Genomic DNA, 17433 nt, shown 5'->3' on the forward strand with positions numbered 1-17433 from the left:
AACACTAGGAAAACGCTGGAGTATTCACTTCCCCAGCGTTGTCGGGGGCGCTCAGGCTGGCAGGATGCCGCGCTGCAGGATGTCCATCATCAGCGCGTTGTAGCGCTGCGGGTCATCGGCAAAATCGATGTCGGTGAAGTGGCGCAGCAGGGGCCGGGTCTGAGCGTAGAACACGTTGCCGGCGTTGATCAGCAGCGCCAGCAGGGCCGGGTTCAGGTCGGCGCGCAGCTGACCGGCAACCTGGCCGGCGCGGATCAGTTCGACCAGGCGGTGGAAGCTGTGAGCGAAGTCTTCCCGCACCGGCTGAATGTCGTTGTCGGCCCCGTCACTGGTGAGGGCGCGCAGCACAAGACGGCTGGACATCGGGTCTTCGATGTACGCACACAGGCGCTGGCGAGCGTAGGCGCCCAGGCGCTGCGTGGTGTCCTCGTCCAGGCGCGAGGCGGCGTCGATGGCGTCGGTGAACGATTGGCAAGCCTCTTTCAGGACCTGCTGATACAGCGCCGCCTTGCTCTTGAAGTGATGGAAGATGTTGGCCTTGCTGACCGAAGCCCGCTCGGCGATGGCGCTGATGGAAGCGGCATCGTAGCCCTGGCTGGAAAAAACTTCCGCCGCTGCCCGGAGGACTCGGTGGGCAGCGGCGGCGCAGGGTTTGGGAGGGGGATTCTTAGTCATTATCGGAGCCTGACTGGCCCGAGCGGAGGGGTGGACCGATCGGTCAGTCGGTTGCATCCTACTGCCGTTGGATGCCGTGTTGCAAGGGAAATTTTCGGCATGGCGATCAGGACGCCGCCAGCGGGTTGCGCAGCGTGCCGATGCCGGCGATTTCCACGCACACCTCGTCGCCGGGCTGCATCCACAGCGGCGGCTTGCGCGCGGCGCCAACGCCACTTGGGGTGCCGGTCAGGATCACGCTGCCGGCTTCGAGCGTGCAGTCGGCGCTCAGGAACTCGATCAGCGTGCGCACGTCGAAAATCATGTCGCTGGTGTTGGCCGACTGCACAGTCTGGCCGTTGAGCGTGGTGCGGATGTCGAGCGCGTTGGGGTTCGGGATCTCGTCAGCGGTGACCAGCACCGGCCCCAGCGGGCAGAAGGTGTCGAAGGATTTGCCGCGGCAGAACTGGCCACCGCCCCATTCCATCTGCCAGTCGCGGGCGCTGACGTCGTTGGCACAGGTGTAGCCGAGCACGTAGTCGAGGGCCTCGGCAGCGCGCACGTTCTTGGCGCGGCGGCCGATCACCACCGCCAGCTCGCACTCGTAATCCACCTTGTGGCTGGGCGCGTGGGTCGGGATCAGGATCGGTTGATCCGGATGGTGCAGGGCGCCGGCCGATTTGATGAACAGCACTGGATATTGGGGGATGGCGGCGCCGGTTTCCTCGGCGTGCTTGCGGTAGTTGAGGCCGATGCAGTAGATGGTCGGCGGCACGACCGGCGCCAGGCGCTCGGCGTTTGCCGGTGCGACCTGATCCGTGGCCCGCCAGTCGCCCAGCAGGTCGCCTTCGATCAGGCACAGCCGGCCGTCGGGTTGTTCGAGCGCGTGACGCGGGCCGGCCGCGGTTCGGATGCGGGCAATGCGGGCCATGAATTCGACTCCTCTTTGCGGAATTGGGCAGGCGGTCAACAGGCGGGCGCCCGGCCAGCAGTTTACGTGCTGACGGCACGCCAGTCGCAATGCCGCCGCTCAGGCGTCGTCCGCCGCCTCGCGCGTTTCGCGCAACAGTGCGATCAACTGCTGGCGCAGGGCGTCGACACCTTCGGCGCGGGCGGTAAACGGCAGGCGTAGCGCAGCCCCGTCGGCCAGCAGATCCACGCCATCGGCATCCGCGCCAACCAGCGTCGCCTGCTGTGCCTCGCGGCCAAAGAAATGCCGGCAGTAGGCACGCAGCGCGTCGGCGTGGTCGCCGTTCATGTGCTCCACGATGCCGGCCTCGGCATCCGCCAGCGGGTTGCTCAGGTCGATTTCGTGCGGCTCGATCCAGCCGATCTTGCCGAAACCGCCGATGTAGCGCAGGCGCACCGGACGCAGGGCGTAGAAGCTGAAATCGTGGGTACCGGCGTAGGCGCGGGCCGCCGGAAAGAACCGGTAGTAGCGCTCGGCGACCGCGCCGGTGCCATCCGCGCTCAGGGCATGAGCCTCGGCGATCCACGTCAGGCGCGCGCCGGCCTGCGGATCGGCGGCGTCGGCCGGGTCGAATACGGTCAGCGACACCCTGGGGTCGGTGTTGATGTTCCTGGTGTGCTCGGCCAGCGTGCTGATGTAGATGACCGGCTCGCCGACGGCGCCGAGCACGTAGGGCGTGATCGAGCCGAACGGGTAGCCGGGCAGGCTGCGCGAGTGCGTGGCCAGCACGCCGTAGCGGCCGGCGCGCAGGAATTCGCTCGCCGTGCGCTGGCCGGGCATCAAAGCTCCACCGGCTCGGGAAGGGCCGTCACATCCACCTCGACCTCGATCTTGTGCGTGTCGCCACCGCCGTAGATCACGCCCTGCAGTGGCGCCACGTCACTGTAGTCGCGGCCCCAGGCGGTGGTGATGTGGCGGCCGGACGGCTGCAGGTTGTTGGTGGGATCCCAGTCCTGCCAGCCGTTGCCGGGCAGGTACACCTGCAGCCAGGCGTGTGAGGCGTCGGCGCCCTGCAACTTGGCCTTGCCGGGTGGGGGCAGGGTTTCCAGGTAGCCGCTCACGTAACGGGCCGCGAGGCCCAGGCTGCGCAGGCAGCCGATGGCCAGGTGCGCGAAATCCTGACACACGCCCCGGCGCCGTTGCAGTATCTCCAGTACCGGCGTGGCGACATCCGTGGCGGTGGGGTCGTAGGTGAAGTCCTCATGGATGCGGGCGATCAGCTCCGCCACCGCGTCGGCCAGCGGCCGGCCGGCGGGGAAACTGGCCGCTGCGTAATCGTGCAGGGCCGGCAGCGCGCGCACCATGGGCGAGTCCAGGCAGTACTGGACGGCGTCCAGGGTTTCCGGGTCACCGGCCTGGGCCAGGCGGCGGGCCGTCTCCTGCCAGTCGATGGCATCGCCGAAGCTCAGCTGCCGCCGCGGTGCCTGCAGGCGTACCTCGCTGGTGGCCGTGATGGTGACTTCCCGGTGCGGGTCCAGGATGGCGAAATAACTGGCTGTGTTGCCGAAAAAATCCTGTCGGTCGCGGTAGTCCCGGCACGGCGGATCGATGTGCAGGCTGGCGCTGACCAGCGCCTGCCCGGTGCAACTGCGCGGCAGCAGGTGCGCCTCGTTATAGCTGCTGGCCACCGGCTTGTCGTAGCGGTAGCGGGTGACATGCACGGTGCGGTAGTTCATGACGACTCGGTCGGCACCCGCAGCAGCGAATGCGGTGCCGCGGAGGGCGGGAAATGCGCGTCGGCGATCGCATCCGACAGCTCCCGCAGCAGGTAATCGCCGCGGCCCAGGAACTGGTCAAGCGCGGTCTGGTCGAGTCCGTCCGCGGTATCGAGGCTCACGATGTCGAGCAGCCGCAGGCGGGTGAGCGCGTCCAGCGCCAGTCGCCCGCTGACGCTCAGCTGCACGCCCGTGGCAGGATCCGGCAGCGCCGCCAGATGCCGTTCGATGCCCTGCAGTTGGCGCATCAGGCTGCGCGGTTGCCGGGCATCCAGCAGCAGCAGTTCCAGTGCCAGCCGCAGTGCCGGCACGTCCGGGCCATGGCGGCGATATGCCGGCAGGCTGCCGCAGAAGGCCAGTGCCGTCTCGATCGCGGCCGGCGTGGCGGCCAGCGGCGCCCGGCTGCACAGCAGGCTGCGCAGGACGACGCCCAGATTCTGTCCGCGCTCGATGCAGCGGCCCAGCTCCAGGAAATGCCAGCCGGCGTCCTGTTCCGTGTCCCCGGCCAGCGCCCCGCACAACGCGAGGACGCCGTGCAGCGCCTGCTGGGCGGCCGAGTTCATTTGCTCGGCATCGCCGGACGCCGCCGACAAGCCGGTCAGCGGCGCCGACAGGTCGACCAGAACATGCAGGGCGTCTTGCGGCAGATGTTCGCGCACGGTTTCGGCGGCCTGCGCCAGTGCCTGCAGGCCAAAGGCCACACTGCCGGGGCGCTGCGGGTCGGCCAGCAGGCTCCACAGCGGTTCGGCAATCGCGTTCTGGTCCACCGCGTCCGGATGCGTGCCGGTCAGGTGGGTCAGGGTCTGTGCCAGCAGGCGTTGACTGTCCAGCGCTGCCGGTTCTCGCGCGGCGTCACTGTCGGTCAACCGCTCCAGCGTCAGGCGCAGCAGGCGCAGGCTGGCCACGGTCCGCTCCAGGTAGCGGCCAACCCAGAACAGGTTCTCGGCGGCGCGCCGCGGCAGGCCACCATGTGCCGCACCGACCACGGGCGCCAGCGACGGAGCGGTGTCGGTTTCCGGTTCGCTGGCCAGTACCCAGACGTCCTTGCCCATGGCGCCGGTCTGGTTGCTGATGAACAGCGTGTCGGCCTGCGGGCCGACACGGGCGAAGCCGCCGGCCAGGACCCGGTAGCCTTCCGCGCCGGCAGTCAGAAAGGTGCGCAACAGGACCGGTCGCATGCCCAGTTCCTTGCCGCCGAACGACGGCGTCGGCACCGGCATCACGGCCGCCTGCGCCGTGTACTGGGCCGGCTGGGCCAGCAGGCGTTCGCGCCAGGTGGCCAGTTCCTGTGGTGTCAGGCTGGCACCGAACACCGACCGCTGCTCCGGGTGCCGCTGCAGGCGCTTGATGACCAGCCGGTCCAGGTTGGCCAGCACGTGCTGCAGGTGCTGCGGGTCCCCGCACCAGTAGCTGTCGACACTGGGCAGGCGCAGGTCCTCGCCCAGGAAATGCTTGGCGAGGGCCGGCAGGTAGGCGCCCAGGGCCGGGTTCTCCAGCACGCCGCTGCCCAGCGGATTGACCACACTGACCTGGCGGCGGCGTGCGGCTTCCACCAGGCCCGGCACGCCCAGGAAGGAATCGGCCCGCAGCTCCAGCGGGTCGCACCAGGCGTCGTCCACGCGCCGCCACAGCACGTCGATCGGCGTCAGGCCGCCGAGCGCGCGCAGCCGCAGACGGCCGCCCTGCATCACCAGATCCGAGCCTTCGACCAGTTGCAGGCCCAGTTTCTCGGCCAGCAGGGCCTGCTCGAAATAGGTTTCGTTGCGCGCGCCGGGCGTGAGCAATGCCAGGGCCGGGTCGTTGCGGGCCGCGGGCGGAGCGGCGGCGATCAGGTTACTGCGCAGGGCACGCAGGAACGGCTCCTGGCGGTGCACCTGCGCATCGCGGTACAGGCTCGGCAGCACGCGGGACGTGACGCGGCGGTTTTCCAGCGCATAGCCGATGCCTGACGGTGCCTGCGTGCGGTCGGCCAGCACCCAGGTCTGCCCCGAGTGGTCGCGTACCAGGTCGGCGGCGTACAGCGGCAGCTGGTGCGCGGACGGCAGGCGAATGTCCTGGCAGGCGCGCAGAAAACCGCCGTGCCCATACACCAGGGCCGGCGGCAACAGGCCGCGGCGCAGGATGTCGCGCGGGCCGTACAGGTCGGTCAGGATCAGGTTCAGCAGTTCGGCACGCTGCACCAGGCCGGCCTCGATGGCGGCCCAGTCGTCGCTGCCGATCAGCAGCGGCACCACGTCGAGCGGCCACGGTTGGCGCGAGCCGTCGGCAGCCCCATAGACGTTGTAGCTGACGCCGGTTTCGTGCAGCAGGCGGCGCGCCTCGTCGGCCCGGCCGGTCAGGGCGGCCGGGCCCAGCGCGCGCAGGGCGCGGGTCAGGCGTTGCCAGTGCGGGTGCTGGTCCTGGTCCACAGCCAGTTGGTCCCAGCTGTTGAACACAGGGCGCGATTGGCTGTTCTTGCGGGGCATGGCACGGATCGGGCGCGGCGTGCTCAGGTCGGCTGCCAGCGCAGGTCCAGGGTGAGCGGATAGTCGGGATTGATCGGCTCGGGCGGCGGCGCCAGCGGCGCCGGCAGACTGCCGGGCGGCAGGAACTGGCCCAGTCCGGCCACCGCCGGCGGGGGCGTGATGGCGCCCGGTGTGTGGCCGTAATTCCAGAAACGCATGATGCGGCGACCCTCGGCCTCGTAGGCGTTGATCGGGAAGGTGTCGTAGTTGCGCCCGCCCGGATGGGCCACATGATAGGTGCAACCGCCCACCGCGCGGCCGTTCCAGGTGTCGATGATGTCCAGCACCAGCGGCGCGTGCGGGCCGATGGTCGGGTGCAGCGCCGAGGGCGGGTTCCAGGCCCGGTAGCGCACGCCGGCCACCTGTTCGCCATGCGTGCCAGTCGATTGCAGCGGCACCCGCCGGCCGTTGCAGGCCACCAGATAGCGGCCGTCGGTGGCGCCGGTGAGGCGCACCTGCAGGCGCTCGACCGAGGAATCGACGTAGCGCGCCGTGCCGCCGGCCGTGGCCTCCTCGCCCATCACGTGCCAGGGTTCCAGCGCCGCGCGCAGCTCCAGCGTCAGGTCGCCCACCTGCACGGTGCCGTAGCGCGGGAAGCGGAACTCGACGAACGGGTCCAGCCAGTCGTCCTGAAACGCATAACCGGCCTCCCGCAGTTCGGCCAGCACGGCGCGCAGGTCGGCGGTCACGTAGTGCGGCAGCATGAAGCGGTCGTGCAGGCCGCTGCCCCAGCGCACCAGCGGCTGGCGGTAGGGCGCGGCCCAGAAACGCGCCACCAGCGCGCGCAGCAGCAGCGCCTGGAACAGCGACATCTGGGCGTGCGGCGGCATCTCGAAGGCGCGCAGCTCGAGCAGCCCCAGACGCCCGCTGGCGCTGCCGGGCGCGTACAGCTTGTCGATGCAGAACTCCGCCCGGTGCGTGTTGCCGGTCAGGTCCACCAGCAGGTTGCGCAGCAGGCGGTCCACCAGCCACGGCGCCGCGGCCTCCCCGTCCGGCATCTGCTGAAAGGCGATGTCGAGCTCGTACAGGCTGTCGTGGCGGGCCTCGTCGACGCGCGGCGCCTGGCTGGTGGGGCCGATGAACAGGCCCGAGAACAGGAACGACAGCCCCGGGTGGTGTTGCCAGTAGGTCAGCAGGCTGCGCAGCAGGTCCGGTCGGCGCAGCACCGGACTGTCGGTCGGCGTGGCGGCGCCCAGCGTGATGTGGTTGCCGCCGCCGGTGCCGGTGTGGCGCCCGTCGAGCATGAACTTTTCGGTGCCCAGGCGCGCCTCGCGGGCCAGTGCATACAGCGTGGTGGTGTTCTGGACCAGCGCGTCCCAGCTCGCCGCCGGGTGGATGTTGACCTCGATGACGCCCGGGTCCGGCGTGACCGCCAGGCGCTCCAGGCGCCCGTCGCGCGGCGGCTCATAGCCCTCCAGCACCACCGGCAGGCCGCAGGTGGCGGCGCTGGCCTCGATGGCGGCCATCAACTCGATGTAGTGCTCCAGTTCGGTCAACGGTGGCAGGAAGATGTGCAGCCGGCCGTGGCGGGCCTCTACGCACAGCGCGGTGTGGATGACCTTTGCCGGCGCGGCCTCGTCGTGCTCGTCGGCAGGTGCCTGCTGCGGCGGGGTCGGCGTGGCGGTGAGCTGGCTGTAGCGGCGCGCGACTTCGCCGTAGTAATCGCCCAGTGCCGGCTTGGGTTCGAACAACTGCGCCGGCTGCGGCTCTTCTCGCTCGGCTTCCCAGGGCAGGCTGTCGAGCGGCAGGCGCAGCCCCAACGGCGAGTCCCCCGGCACCAGATACAGCCGCTCCCGACGCAGCGGCCAGGGACCGGAACGCCAGCCGCCGCCGCGGTAGTCCCAGTGCAGCGGCAGCACGAAGCCGGTCGGCTCGCCCAGGCCGCGGCCCAGCAACTCGGCCAGCCGCCGGCGCTCGGCCGGGTCTTTCAGGTCGGCCGTGTGCGGGTCGACGTCGGCCGGCAGCCGGCCCTCCTGCAACAGGTAATGGAACACGTCCTCGAAGGCGGGCATCAGGTACTGCGCCGGCACGCCCAGGTGCCCGGTCAGCGCCTGCGCCAGGCGCTGCGCCGCGGCCAGGTCGTGGCCGTAGTCGCGGTCGAAATCGGCCAGCAGGGCCGGCTCCCGCCACAGGGCCGTGCCGTCCTTGCGCCAGTAGCAGGCCAGCGCCCAGCGCGGCAGCGCCTCGCCCGGGTACCACTTGCCCTGGCCGTAGTGCAGCAGGCCGCCGGGGGCGAAGTGTTGCCACAGGCGCTGCGTCAGGTCGCGGGCGCGCTCGCGCTTGTGCGGGCCGTCGGCGGCGACGGTCCACTCGGGACCATCCATGTCGTCGATGGACACGAAGGTCGGTTCGCCGCCCTGGGTCAGGCGCACGTCCCCGGCGGCCAGGTCCTGGTCCACCTGGCGCCCGAGCGCGACCATGCAGGCCCATTGATGGTCGTCGTAGGGCCTGGTGACGCGCGGGTCCTCGTGGATGCGCGTCACGGTATTGTGGAAATAGAACTCGACCTCGCACTTGCTGGTGGCACCGGTGACCGGCGCGGCGCTGGCCGGCTCGGCGGTGCAGGCGAGCGGAATGTGGCCCTCGCCGGCGAACAGGCCGGAGGTCGGATCGAGTCCCAGCCAGCCGGCGCCCGGCACGTACACCTCGGCCCAGGCGTGCAGGTCGGTGAAGTCCTGCTCGGGGCCGGACGGGCCATCCAGGGACTTGATGTCGGCCGTCAGCTGCACCAGGTAGCCGGACACGAAGCGTGCGGCCAGGCCCAGGTGGCGCAGGATCTGCACCAGCAGCCAGCCGGTGTCGCGACACGAGCCGATGCCCCGTTCGAGCGTCTGCTCGCAGGTCTGCACGCCCGGCTCCATGCGCACGCTGTAGGCGATGTCCCGCTGCAGGCGCTGGTTCAGATCCACCAGAAAATCGTTGATCGGCCGTGGCGTGCGATCGAAGCTCGCCAGCCAGGCGCCGAGCAGCGGGCCTTTTTCGGTGACCAGCAGGTACGGCAGCAGTTCGGTGTGCAGCGCCGGGGCGTAGGTGAACGGATATTTCTCGGCGTATTCCTCGACGAAGAAATCGAACGGGTTGATGGTGGCCAGATCGGCGATCACCTCCACCGTGATGCTGAGCTTGCGCGCCGGCTTGGGGAACACCAGCCGCGCCAGGTAATTGCCGAACGGGTCCTGCTGCCAGTTGATGAAGTGCTCCGCCGGCTCGATGCGCAGGCTGTAGGCGCTGATCGGCGTGCGGCTGTGCGGCGCCGGACGCAGGCGCAGCACGTGCGGGTGGATGTCGACGGGCCGGTCGAAGCGGTATTCGGTGTGGTGTTCCAGGGCGACGCGGATGGCCATGATGCGGGTGTCTCAGGGGTTGTGAAGAAATGCACGTCCTGTGCATTTCTTGCGTCGCAAGTCCGGTGCCTGCCCGGACTTGCTCCCGCGAATCAAGCCCTTGCGTGCTTGATTCGCGTCCGGCCATCCCTGGCCTGACTGAGCGCGTGAAAGATTCACAAGCGCTCAGCCCGGCGGGGCCGGGAACCAGGTGCCGGCGATGGCGTCGTGGACCTGCCCCAGTTCCAGTTGCAGGTCGTCGATGAAGCCGTGCAGCGCCTCGCGGTCGATGGCCCTGGGGTCGGTCTCGGTCAGCAGGCGGCTGATGTGGGCGATTCGGTGCAGCGGCGCCTCGCTGCGCGGCAGACGGCGCAGGGCGGCGTCCAGCTCGTCCACGCAGTAGCGCACCGAACGCGGAAACTGCGCATCGCCCAGCAGGAAGGCCGACACGTCGCGGCCATTGACCGATGCCCGCACGTGCCGGCGATACATCTGGTAGGCCGACAGCGAGCGCAGCACGTTGATCCACAATGTCGACAGCAGGGCGGCGGCGCCGTCGTCCTGCTCCTGCAGGGTGGTGACGCCCACGTCCAGGATGCGCGTGGTCATGTCGGCGCGCTCCAGGTTGCGGCCCAGGCGCACGAAGTCATAGGCCGCGTCGTGGCTGAGCGTGCCGGCGAGCAAACCGGCCAGCTGCTGGCAACCGTGGACGATCTGCGCCAGATAGTCGTGCCGCTGGCTGCGATTGACGCCGCCCAGTGCGTGCTCGCGGGCGAACAGGTGCAGTTCGTTGACCGCCTCCCAGGCCTCGGCCGGGAACAGGTCGCGCGTGGTGCGCACGTTCTCGCGGGCGCCTGCCAGCGCCGACAGCACCGACGAGGTGTTGTGCGCGTCGGTCAGCAGGAAGCGCACCACGCTGCGCTCGTCGGCCTGCTCGTAGTGCTTGCGAAACGGCTCCTCGATGCCGGTGATGGTGATCAGCGTGTGCCAGCCGACCGTGTAGCCCTTGGGCAGGTCCAGCAGCAGGTTGGCGTAGACGCTGACCAGGCGCGCCGTGTTCTCGGCCCGCTCCAGATAGCGCGCCATCCAGTACACGCGCTCGGCGACCCGCGACAGCATCAGGTATCGGCCTCGGCGACGATCCAGGTGTCCTTGCTGCCGCCGCCCTGGGAGGAGTTGACCACCAGCGAGCCCTTGCGCAGCGCCACCCGCGTCAGGCCACCGGCCGTGACATGGGTCTTGTCGGCCTGCAGGACGAACGGGCGCAGGTCCACGTGGCGCGGTTCCAGGCGCCCGTCGCACAGCGTTGGCACCGTCGACAGATCGAGCGTCGGCTGGGCGATGTAGTTGCGCGGGTCGGCCTTCAGGCGCGTCGCGAACTCGGCGCGCTCCTTGCGGCTGGCATGCGGGCCGATCAGCAGGCCATAGCCGCCGGACTCGTTGGCCGGCTTGACCACCAGCTTGTCCAGATTGGCCAGCACGTGGTCCAGGGATTTGGGCTCGTGGCACAGGAAGGTCGGCACGTTCGGAATGATGGCGTCCTCGCCCAGGTAGTAGCGGATCATGTCCGGCACGTAGGCATACACCACCTTGTCGTCGGCCACGCCGGCACCGGGGGCGTTGGCCAGCGCCACGGTGCCCTTGTGCCAGGCGCGCATCAGGCCGGGTACGCCAAGCTGCGAGTCCGGGTTGAATACCTCCGGGTCCAGAAACAGGTCGTCCACGCGCCGGTAGATCACGTCCACCCGCTGCAGGCCGCGGATGGTGTGCATGTAGACGCAGTCGTCGTCGCCGACCGTCAGATCGCCGCCCTCCACCAGCTCGGCGCCCATGCGCTGGGCCAGGAAGGCGTGCTCGAAGTAGGCGGAGTTGTAGATGCCGGGCGTGAGCACCGCCACCTGCGGGTAGTCCAGCGGCCGCGGCGAGATGGCGGCCAGGGTGTCGAACAGCTGCGTCGGGTAGGCGTCCACCGGCAGGATGGCCTGCGTCTCGAACAGCTCCGGGAACACGCGCTTCATCACCACGCGGTTCTCGAGCATGTACGACACGCCCGACGGCACGCGCAGGTTGTCCTCCAGCACGTACACCGTGCCGTCGCTGTCGCGCACCAGATCGCTGCCGCAGATGTGCGCCCACACGCCGTAGGCCGGGCGCACGCCCACGCACTGCGGGCGAAAGTTTTTGGACTGCGCCAGCACGTCGGCCGGGAACACCTTGTCGCGGATGATCTTCTGGTCGCCGTAGATGTCGTCGATGAAATGGTTCAGCGCCGTCAGGCGCTGGCGCAGGCCGCGCTCGACCTGCGTCCACTCGCGGGCCGGGATGACGCGCGGGATGATGTCGAACGGCCAGGCGCGATCGATGTTCTGACCTTCCGAGTAGACGGTGAAGGTGATGCCCATCTCGACGATGGCCAGCTCCGCGGCCGCCTTGCGGGCGGCCAGGTCCGCATCCGACAGCGAGCGCAGGTACTGTGCCAGCCCGCGTGCAGCGGCGCGCGGCTGGCCGGCGGCCGCCAGCAGTTCGTCGAAATGCGAGCCGGGGTCGTAGTGGTTCCAGTCGATACGCATGCGGTTAGGTCCCAGCGGGGTCACGTTGGAAGGCGCTGGCGGGCGCCCCGTTCGGCGAAATGCGGGCGCGGCATTGGCCATGGTGCAAGCTCCGGTCCTGATGTTGCCGTTCGGTGAACGGCACAGGACAACAAGGCACGCTTCGTGCCATCCATTGACTCCCCGGAAGTGTTCAGGCGGCCACTGCCGGCCGGTTGACCAGGTACACCCCGGCCATGACGGCCAGTGCGCCCACGGCCAGCGTGGCGGTCAATGGTTCACCCAGAAACAGCGTGCCGGCGGCCACCGACACCAGCGGCACCAGGAAGGTGTTGCCGGCCATGCGCGAGGCCTCGCCGACGGCCACCAGCGCCAGCCACAGTGTCCACGACAGCGCCAGCCCGACCGCCGCGCCGTAGGCCAGCACCAGCATGAAGCCTGGCGTCCAGGCGATGTCGGTCCAGCGTTCTCCGAAGGCCAGTCCACTGGCGACGATCAGCAATCCGCCGAGCAAAAACGGCAGCGCGATGAACCACAGGATCGAGCGCGGCGCCGCCCGCTTGAAGCCCACCGTGCCCAGCGCCCAGGCGGCCGCGGAGCCGACGCCATAGGCGATCCCGGCCGGCGACAGGGAGCCTTCCATGCCGTGCACCATGATGGCCGCTACGCCGCCGAAGCCGAGCAGCAGGCCGGCCATTTTGGTGCGCGTCAGCCGCTCGCCCAGCCATAGGTGCGCCAGGCCGGCGATGAAGATCGGCTGCAGGTACAGCACCACCGAGGCGATGCCGGCCGGCAGCAGCTGCACCGACAGCGTCGACAGGCCGAAGAACAGCAGCACGTTGAACAGCGCACTCACCAGCAGCGCCGGCCAGGTGCCGGCCAGATCGGGCAGCCCGTCGTGGTGCAGGGCCAGTCCGGTCAGCAGCAGGCCGCCGCCCACCGCGCGCAACCCGGCAAACAGCAGCGGCGGGCAGTAACCGAGGCCGATTTTCATGATCGGGTAACCGACGCCCCAGATCAGGATCAGGCTGCCGAGGGCCACGTGCGGGTGGCGGGCAATGAAGGTGCGCGACACGCGTTCCTGCCAGGTTGCGGGATTGGACGTGCGGATTGTGGGCCATGGCCCCGGCCCGGCGCGGAAAAAATACTTTGGCCGGCGACCCCAAGTGTCTCAGGATTCAGGACAGTGCCCACCTACAGTGCTCCGACTTGTCACCGCCGGAGACCCGCCATGGCCCTGTCGCTGCATCCTGCCCGTTTGCTCGCCCGCTTGCCGCAGCTGTTCGTAGCCGAGCCGGACATCCCGCCGCTGCACCTGTCGCTGGCCGGCTTCCAGTACCACCGCGCCGAGGGCATCTGGCCGTTCCTGCGGCCGGGTCTGGAACTGCGCCTGCGCCGCGAGCCCTGGAACCGCCACGATCCGCTGGCGGTGGCGGTGTACTACCGGCGCGAGAAGCTCGGCTACCTGCCGCGCACCGACAACGCTGCCGTCGCCCGCTGGCTGGACCAGGGCCGAACGCTGCGGGCGAGCATTGCCGGCCTGGCCGAGGGCGGCTACCCGCGCGGCCGCGTGCAGCTGCGCGTGCAATTGACCCACGGCGCGCCCGTACTGTCCTGATCCGTCCACGAAACGCCCTATCATCGGCGCCCCATACCGCGACAGGAACCCGACATGCGTCTGCTCGTCACCGGTGGCGCCGGCTATATCGGCAGCCACGTCACCCGGCAACTGGTCGAAGCCGGCCACGACGTGACCGTGTACGACAACCTGGGCAGCGGCTTTCGCTGGGCCACGCTGGGGGCGCCGCTGGTCGAGGCCGATTTGGCCGACACGGCGCGCCTGGATGCGACGCTCGCCGCCGGCCGCTTCGAGGCGGTGCTGCACTTCGCCGCCCACATCGTGGTGCCCGAGTCGGTGGCCGACCCGCTCAAGTACTACGCCAACAACACCCGCAACACGCTCGGCCTGCTGCAGGCGCTGCTGCGCCACGGCGTGCGCCGGCTGGTGTTCTCGTCCACCGCTGCCGTGTACGGCACGCCGGAGCACATTCCGGTCAGCGAAAGCGCGCCGCTGCTGCCGATCAATCCCTACGGCGCCTCCAAGCTGATGAGCGAGCGCATGATCAGCGACCTGGCCGCCACCGGCGCCCTGGACCACGTCACGCTGCGCTACTTCAACGTGGCCGGCGCCGACCCCGGCGGGCGCCTGGGGCAGGCCACGCCGGCCGCCACGCACCTGATCAAGGTGGCCTGCGAGCTGGCCTGCGGCAAGCGCGAGCGCATCGACGTGTTCGGCACCGACTACCCGACCCCGGACGGCACCTGCGTGCGCGACTACATCCACGTCGAGGACCTGGCCCGCGCCCACGTGCTGGCGCTCGATCACCTGGCTGCGGGCGGCCAGTCGCTGACCCTCAACTGCGGCTACGGCCACGGCTACAGCGTGCGCGAGGTGCTGGCGGCAGTCGAACGGCAACACGGCCAGGCGCTCACCGTGCGCGACACCGACCGCCGCCCGGGCGATCCGGCCGCCCTGGTGGCCGACAGCAGCCGCATCCGCAGCGCGCTCGGCTGGCAGCCGCAGCACGACGACCTGGATTTCATCGTCCGCACCGCGCTCGATTGGGAACGCAGCCTGCCGCGAGCCGGCTGAGGTAAGCGCAGCTTCGCTGCGCGATGATCGCCCGGCGCAGCCGGGCTCCTACTTCAACGTTTCGCTGACCTCGTTGCGAGGCCGCTGCGGCGCCACGCGCACGCCCGCTGATGCCTGCTTAAAAAATTTGCAGGCCGCCGCTCAAGCTTCTGATTTGCCCCGCCGATACACAGCCCGGAAGCGGAGCCTGTCTCCGGGTTCCTGGAACAGGCCCGACACCCCGTGGGGGGCACGGCCCAGGTAACGCAACTCAACAGTGGAGCATTCCCATGCCGCAAGTCGTAAACAGCAACATCAGCGCGCTGAACACCCAGCGCAACCTGAACCGCAGCCAGGGTGACCTGGCCACCTCCCTGCAGCGCCTGTCGTCGGGCCTGCGCATCAACAGCGCCAAGGACGACGCCGCCGGTCTGGCCATCAGCGACCGCATGACGGCGCAGATTCGCGGCCTGAACCAGGCCGTGCGCAACGCCAACGATGGCATCTCCGTCGCCCAGGTGGCGGAAGGCGCCCTCGGCGAAGTGACCAATGCCCTGCAGCGCATCCGTGAGCTGGCCGTGCAGTCGGCCAACGACACCAACAGCGCCGACGACCGTACCTCCCTGCAGGCGGAGGTCACGCAGCTGGTGGCGGAAATCGACCGCATCGCCGGCCAGACCAAGTTCAACGGCAAGGCGCTGCTGGACGGCACGTTTACCGGCGCGGTGTTCCACATCGGCGCCTACGCCGGCGAGAGCATCACCTTCGACATCGCCGCTGCGGACACCGCCACGCTGGGCGTCGACGCCACCGCCGTCGACGTCACCTCGCAGACCGGCGCGGACGCCGCCATCGACGCGGTCGATGCGGCGCTGGTGCTGGTGGACGGCCAGCGCGGCGATCTGGGCGCCGTCCAGAACCGCTTCGAGTCGATCATCGCCAGCGGTCAGGTGACGGCCGAGAACGTGTCGGCGGCCCGCTCGCGCATCCTGGACGCGGACTTCGCGGCCGAGACGGCCAACCTGTCCCGCGCGCAGATCCTGCAGCAGGCCGGCACCGCCATGCTGGCGCAGGCCAACCAGCAGGCGCAGAACGTGCTCTCACTGCTGCGGTAAGGGTGCGCGCGCAAGGCGCCAAGGCAAATGCAAAGGCGGGCCGGGGTCATGCTCCGGTCCGCCCTTTTGCCTGTCCGCAAGCATGCCGTGTCTGCGGGCATGGCCGAATCACACGAGGGATGCGCCCATGGACGTGAATTTCGATCCAGCCCTGCGCCCGCCACTGGCGGTGCCGGCCACGCCGGTGGCCGAGGTCGCCGCACTGGCGGCACGGCAGGTGACCGCGCCGGCCAAGCCGGGATTGGGTGAACAGCAGTCGTTCGGTCAGGACGCGCCTGCGGCTCAGGCACGCGCCCAGCGGCGGGCTGAGCCGGGTGAGTCGGTGGCGCGTCTGCAGGATCACGTGCAGACCCTGCACCGGGAACTGCATTTCCGGGTCGACGAGGCCACCGGCCAGACTGTGTTGCGGGTGGTGGACGCCGACACCGGCGCGCTGATCCGCCAGATGCCCAGCCAGGACGCCCTCGAGAAGCGGCAGATCATCGACGACATGCAGGCCAACAGCGGTCTGCTGGTGCGCGAGCAGGCCTGAGGAGACTGCCGTGGCAACACTCAGTTCCGGCGGCATCGGCTCCGGCCTCGATGTGGCCGGGCTCGTCAATCAGCTGATCAGCGCCGAACGCGCGCCGGCAGAAGCGCGCCTGGCGAGCAAGGAATCCGGCCTCAAGGCGCAACTGTCGGCTTTCGGGCTGATTCGCAGCGCCCTCGACAAGCTCAAAACGGCGCTCGACGCGCTCAAGTCGCCGACCCTGCTGACTGCGGTCGCGGCCAGCTCGGCGGACGCTACGCGCTTTACCGCCAGCACGGCGGCCGGCGCGGTGGCCGGCAGCTACGCGGTCGAGGTGGCGGCCCTGGCCAGCGCCCACAAGCTGGCTTCGGGCGCCTTCGGCGGGCCCGAGGCGGTGGTCGGCACCGGCACGCTCGAACTGTCACTGGGCGCTGCCACCGCCAGCGTCACCATCGACAGCAGCAACAACACCCTGACCGGCATCCGCAATGCCATCAATGCGGCGCGCGACGCCGACGGCAAGCCGCTGGGCATTACCGCCACGCTGGTCACCAGCACCGGCGGCACCGAGCCGGCCGGCACCTACCTGCTGCTGAGCTCCACCAGGACCGGCGCGGCCAACACCATCGCCGTGAACCAGAGCGGCGGCGACGGCGGCCTGGCGGCGCTGCAGTACCAGGCCGGTGGCAGCGCCAACGGCCTGACCGAAACGCAGGCGCCGGCCGACGCCGTGGTCACCATCGACGGCTTCACGTACGCCAGCGCCAGCAATGCCGTCAGCGGCGCCCTCAGTGGCGTCACGCTCGATCTGAAGGCCACCACCACGGCGCCGGTGACGCTCAGCGTGGCGCCCGACACGGCGCAGGTGCAGCCGGCATTGCAAGCCCTGGTGGATGCCTACAACGGCGTGTTCAGCGTGCTCAAGGCGCAGAGCACCTTCGATCCGGCGGCCGGCACGGCGGCGGCGCTGTTCGGCGACTCCGCCCTGCGCAGCCTGTCGGCCCAGCTGCGCCGCGGCCTGACCGACCCCGTGGCCGGTTCGCCCCTGATGGCCAGCGACATCGGGCTGTCGGTGGACAAGGACGGCGTGCTGAAGCTCGACGATCAGAAGCTCGCGACGCTGCTGTCCAGCGACCCGGCAGCGCTCGACGGCCTGTTGCGGGGCGACGCGGGCATCGCCGGGCGCCTGTCGACGCAGGTCAACGGCTATGTGTCATCGGGCGGCGCGCTGCGGGCGCGCACCGACGGCATCGACCGGCGCCTCGGGGACATCGCCGACCAGCGCGAGGCCCTGGCGGACCGCCTGGCGAACCTCGAACGGCGTTACCTGCGCCAGTTCAACGCGCTCGACGGACTGCTGGCGCAGATGCAGTCCACCGGAAATTTCCTTACCCAGCAACTTGCCGCTTTACCCGGCGCCGGATCGGCCGATAAGTAGGCCAGCACAAGGCCACTTATCCGGA

The 17433-nt window shown here is 69.8% G+C and carries 14 protein-coding genes; 5 read left to right on the forward strand and 9 right to left on the reverse strand.

Translation table 11 applies throughout. From position 1 onward, the window contains the following. Window positions 1–51: 51 nt before the first annotated feature. The 9 genes from PG2T_RS07340 to PG2T_RS07380 form a co-directional block, all read right to left on the reverse strand. The gene (locus PG2T_RS07340; RefSeq protein WP_068803836.1) at window positions 52–675 is read right to left on the reverse strand and encodes a TetR/AcrR family transcriptional regulator; all 624 of its coding nucleotides are present in this window, start codon (window positions 673–675) and stop codon (window positions 52–54) included. Between the two features lie 106 nt (window positions 676–781). Next, window positions 782–1585, reverse strand: coding sequence for a fumarylacetoacetate hydrolase family protein (locus tag PG2T_RS07345; RefSeq protein ID WP_068803838.1), 804 nt, complete (start codon window positions 1583–1585; stop codon window positions 782–784). Window positions 1586–1684: 99 nt separating this feature from the next. Next, window positions 1685–2404, reverse strand: coding sequence for a HugZ family pyridoxamine 5'-phosphate oxidase (locus PG2T_RS07350; protein WP_068803840.1), 720 nt, complete (start codon window positions 2402–2404; stop codon window positions 1685–1687). Continuing rightward, window positions 2404–3300, reverse strand: a complete 897-nt coding sequence (locus PG2T_RS07355; protein ID WP_068803842.1) for a transglutaminase family protein — start codon at window positions 3298–3300, stop codon at window positions 2404–2406. Before PG2T_RS07355 ends, PG2T_RS07350 begins: the two co-directional genes overlap by 1 nt. After that, window positions 3297–5804: a circularly permuted type 2 ATP-grasp protein gene (locus tag PG2T_RS07360; protein ID WP_068803844.1), complete on the reverse strand. Its 2508-nt coding sequence runs from the start codon at window positions 5802–5804 to the stop codon at window positions 3297–3299. Before PG2T_RS07360 ends, PG2T_RS07355 begins: the two co-directional genes overlap by 4 nt. 23 nt (window positions 5805–5827) lie before the next feature. Continuing rightward, window positions 5828–9187 (reverse strand): transglutaminase family protein, encoded by a 3360-nt coding sequence (locus tag PG2T_RS07365; RefSeq protein ID WP_068803846.1) that lies wholly within the window; start codon window positions 9185–9187, stop codon window positions 5828–5830. 165 nt (window positions 9188–9352) lie between these two features. Then, window positions 9353–10285, reverse strand: a complete 933-nt coding sequence (locus PG2T_RS07370; protein ID WP_068803847.1) for an alpha-E domain-containing protein — start codon at window positions 10283–10285, stop codon at window positions 9353–9355. Beyond that, the gene (locus PG2T_RS07375) at window positions 10285–11736 is read right to left on the reverse strand and encodes a circularly permuted type 2 ATP-grasp protein (protein WP_068803848.1); all 1452 of its coding nucleotides are present in this window, start codon (window positions 11734–11736) and stop codon (window positions 10285–10287) included. The genes PG2T_RS07370 and PG2T_RS07375 overlap by 1 nt, the downstream gene beginning before the upstream one ends. Window positions 11737–11908: 172 nt before the next feature. Further along, the gene (locus tag PG2T_RS07380) at window positions 11909–12790 is read right to left on the reverse strand and encodes a DMT family transporter (protein WP_068803849.1); all 882 of its coding nucleotides are present in this window, start codon (window positions 12788–12790) and stop codon (window positions 11909–11911) included. Between the two features lie 156 nt (window positions 12791–12946). Here PG2T_RS07380 and PG2T_RS07385 point away from each other — a divergent pair, with 156 nt between their 5' ends. From PG2T_RS07385 to fliD, 5 genes are all read left to right on the forward strand, one after another. Beyond that, on the forward strand, window positions 12947–13333 hold the full coding sequence (locus PG2T_RS07385) for an HIRAN domain-containing protein (protein WP_083214817.1): 387 nt from the start codon (window positions 12947–12949) through the stop codon (window positions 13331–13333). A 54-nt stretch (window positions 13334–13387) separates the two neighbouring features. Then, window positions 13388–14368, forward strand: coding sequence for a UDP-glucose 4-epimerase GalE (gene galE / locus PG2T_RS07390; RefSeq protein ID WP_068803851.1), 981 nt, complete (start codon window positions 13388–13390; stop codon window positions 14366–14368). Window positions 14369–14637: 269 nt separating this feature from the next. Next, window positions 14638–15462, forward strand: coding sequence for a flagellin domain-containing protein (locus tag PG2T_RS07395; protein WP_068803853.1), 825 nt, complete (start codon window positions 14638–14640; stop codon window positions 15460–15462). A 127-nt stretch (window positions 15463–15589) separates the two neighbouring features. Beyond that, window positions 15590–15994, forward strand: coding sequence for a flagellar protein FlaG (locus PG2T_RS07400; protein WP_083214818.1), 405 nt, complete (start codon window positions 15590–15592; stop codon window positions 15992–15994). A gap of 10 nt (window positions 15995–16004) precedes the next feature. Further along, window positions 16005–17408 carry a flagellar filament capping protein FliD gene (gene fliD / locus PG2T_RS07405; RefSeq protein WP_068803855.1) on the forward strand — a complete coding sequence of 468 codons (1404 nt, stop codon included), beginning with the start codon at window positions 16005–16007 and terminating at the stop codon, window positions 17406–17408. Window positions 17409–17433 lie beyond the last annotated feature (25 nt).

Origin of the sequence: Immundisolibacter cernigliae (assembly GCF_001697225.1) — a bacterium.
In the GTDB taxonomy this organism is placed as follows: Bacteria; Pseudomonadota; Gammaproteobacteria; order Immundisolibacterales; family Immundisolibacteraceae; genus Immundisolibacter; species Immundisolibacter cernigliae.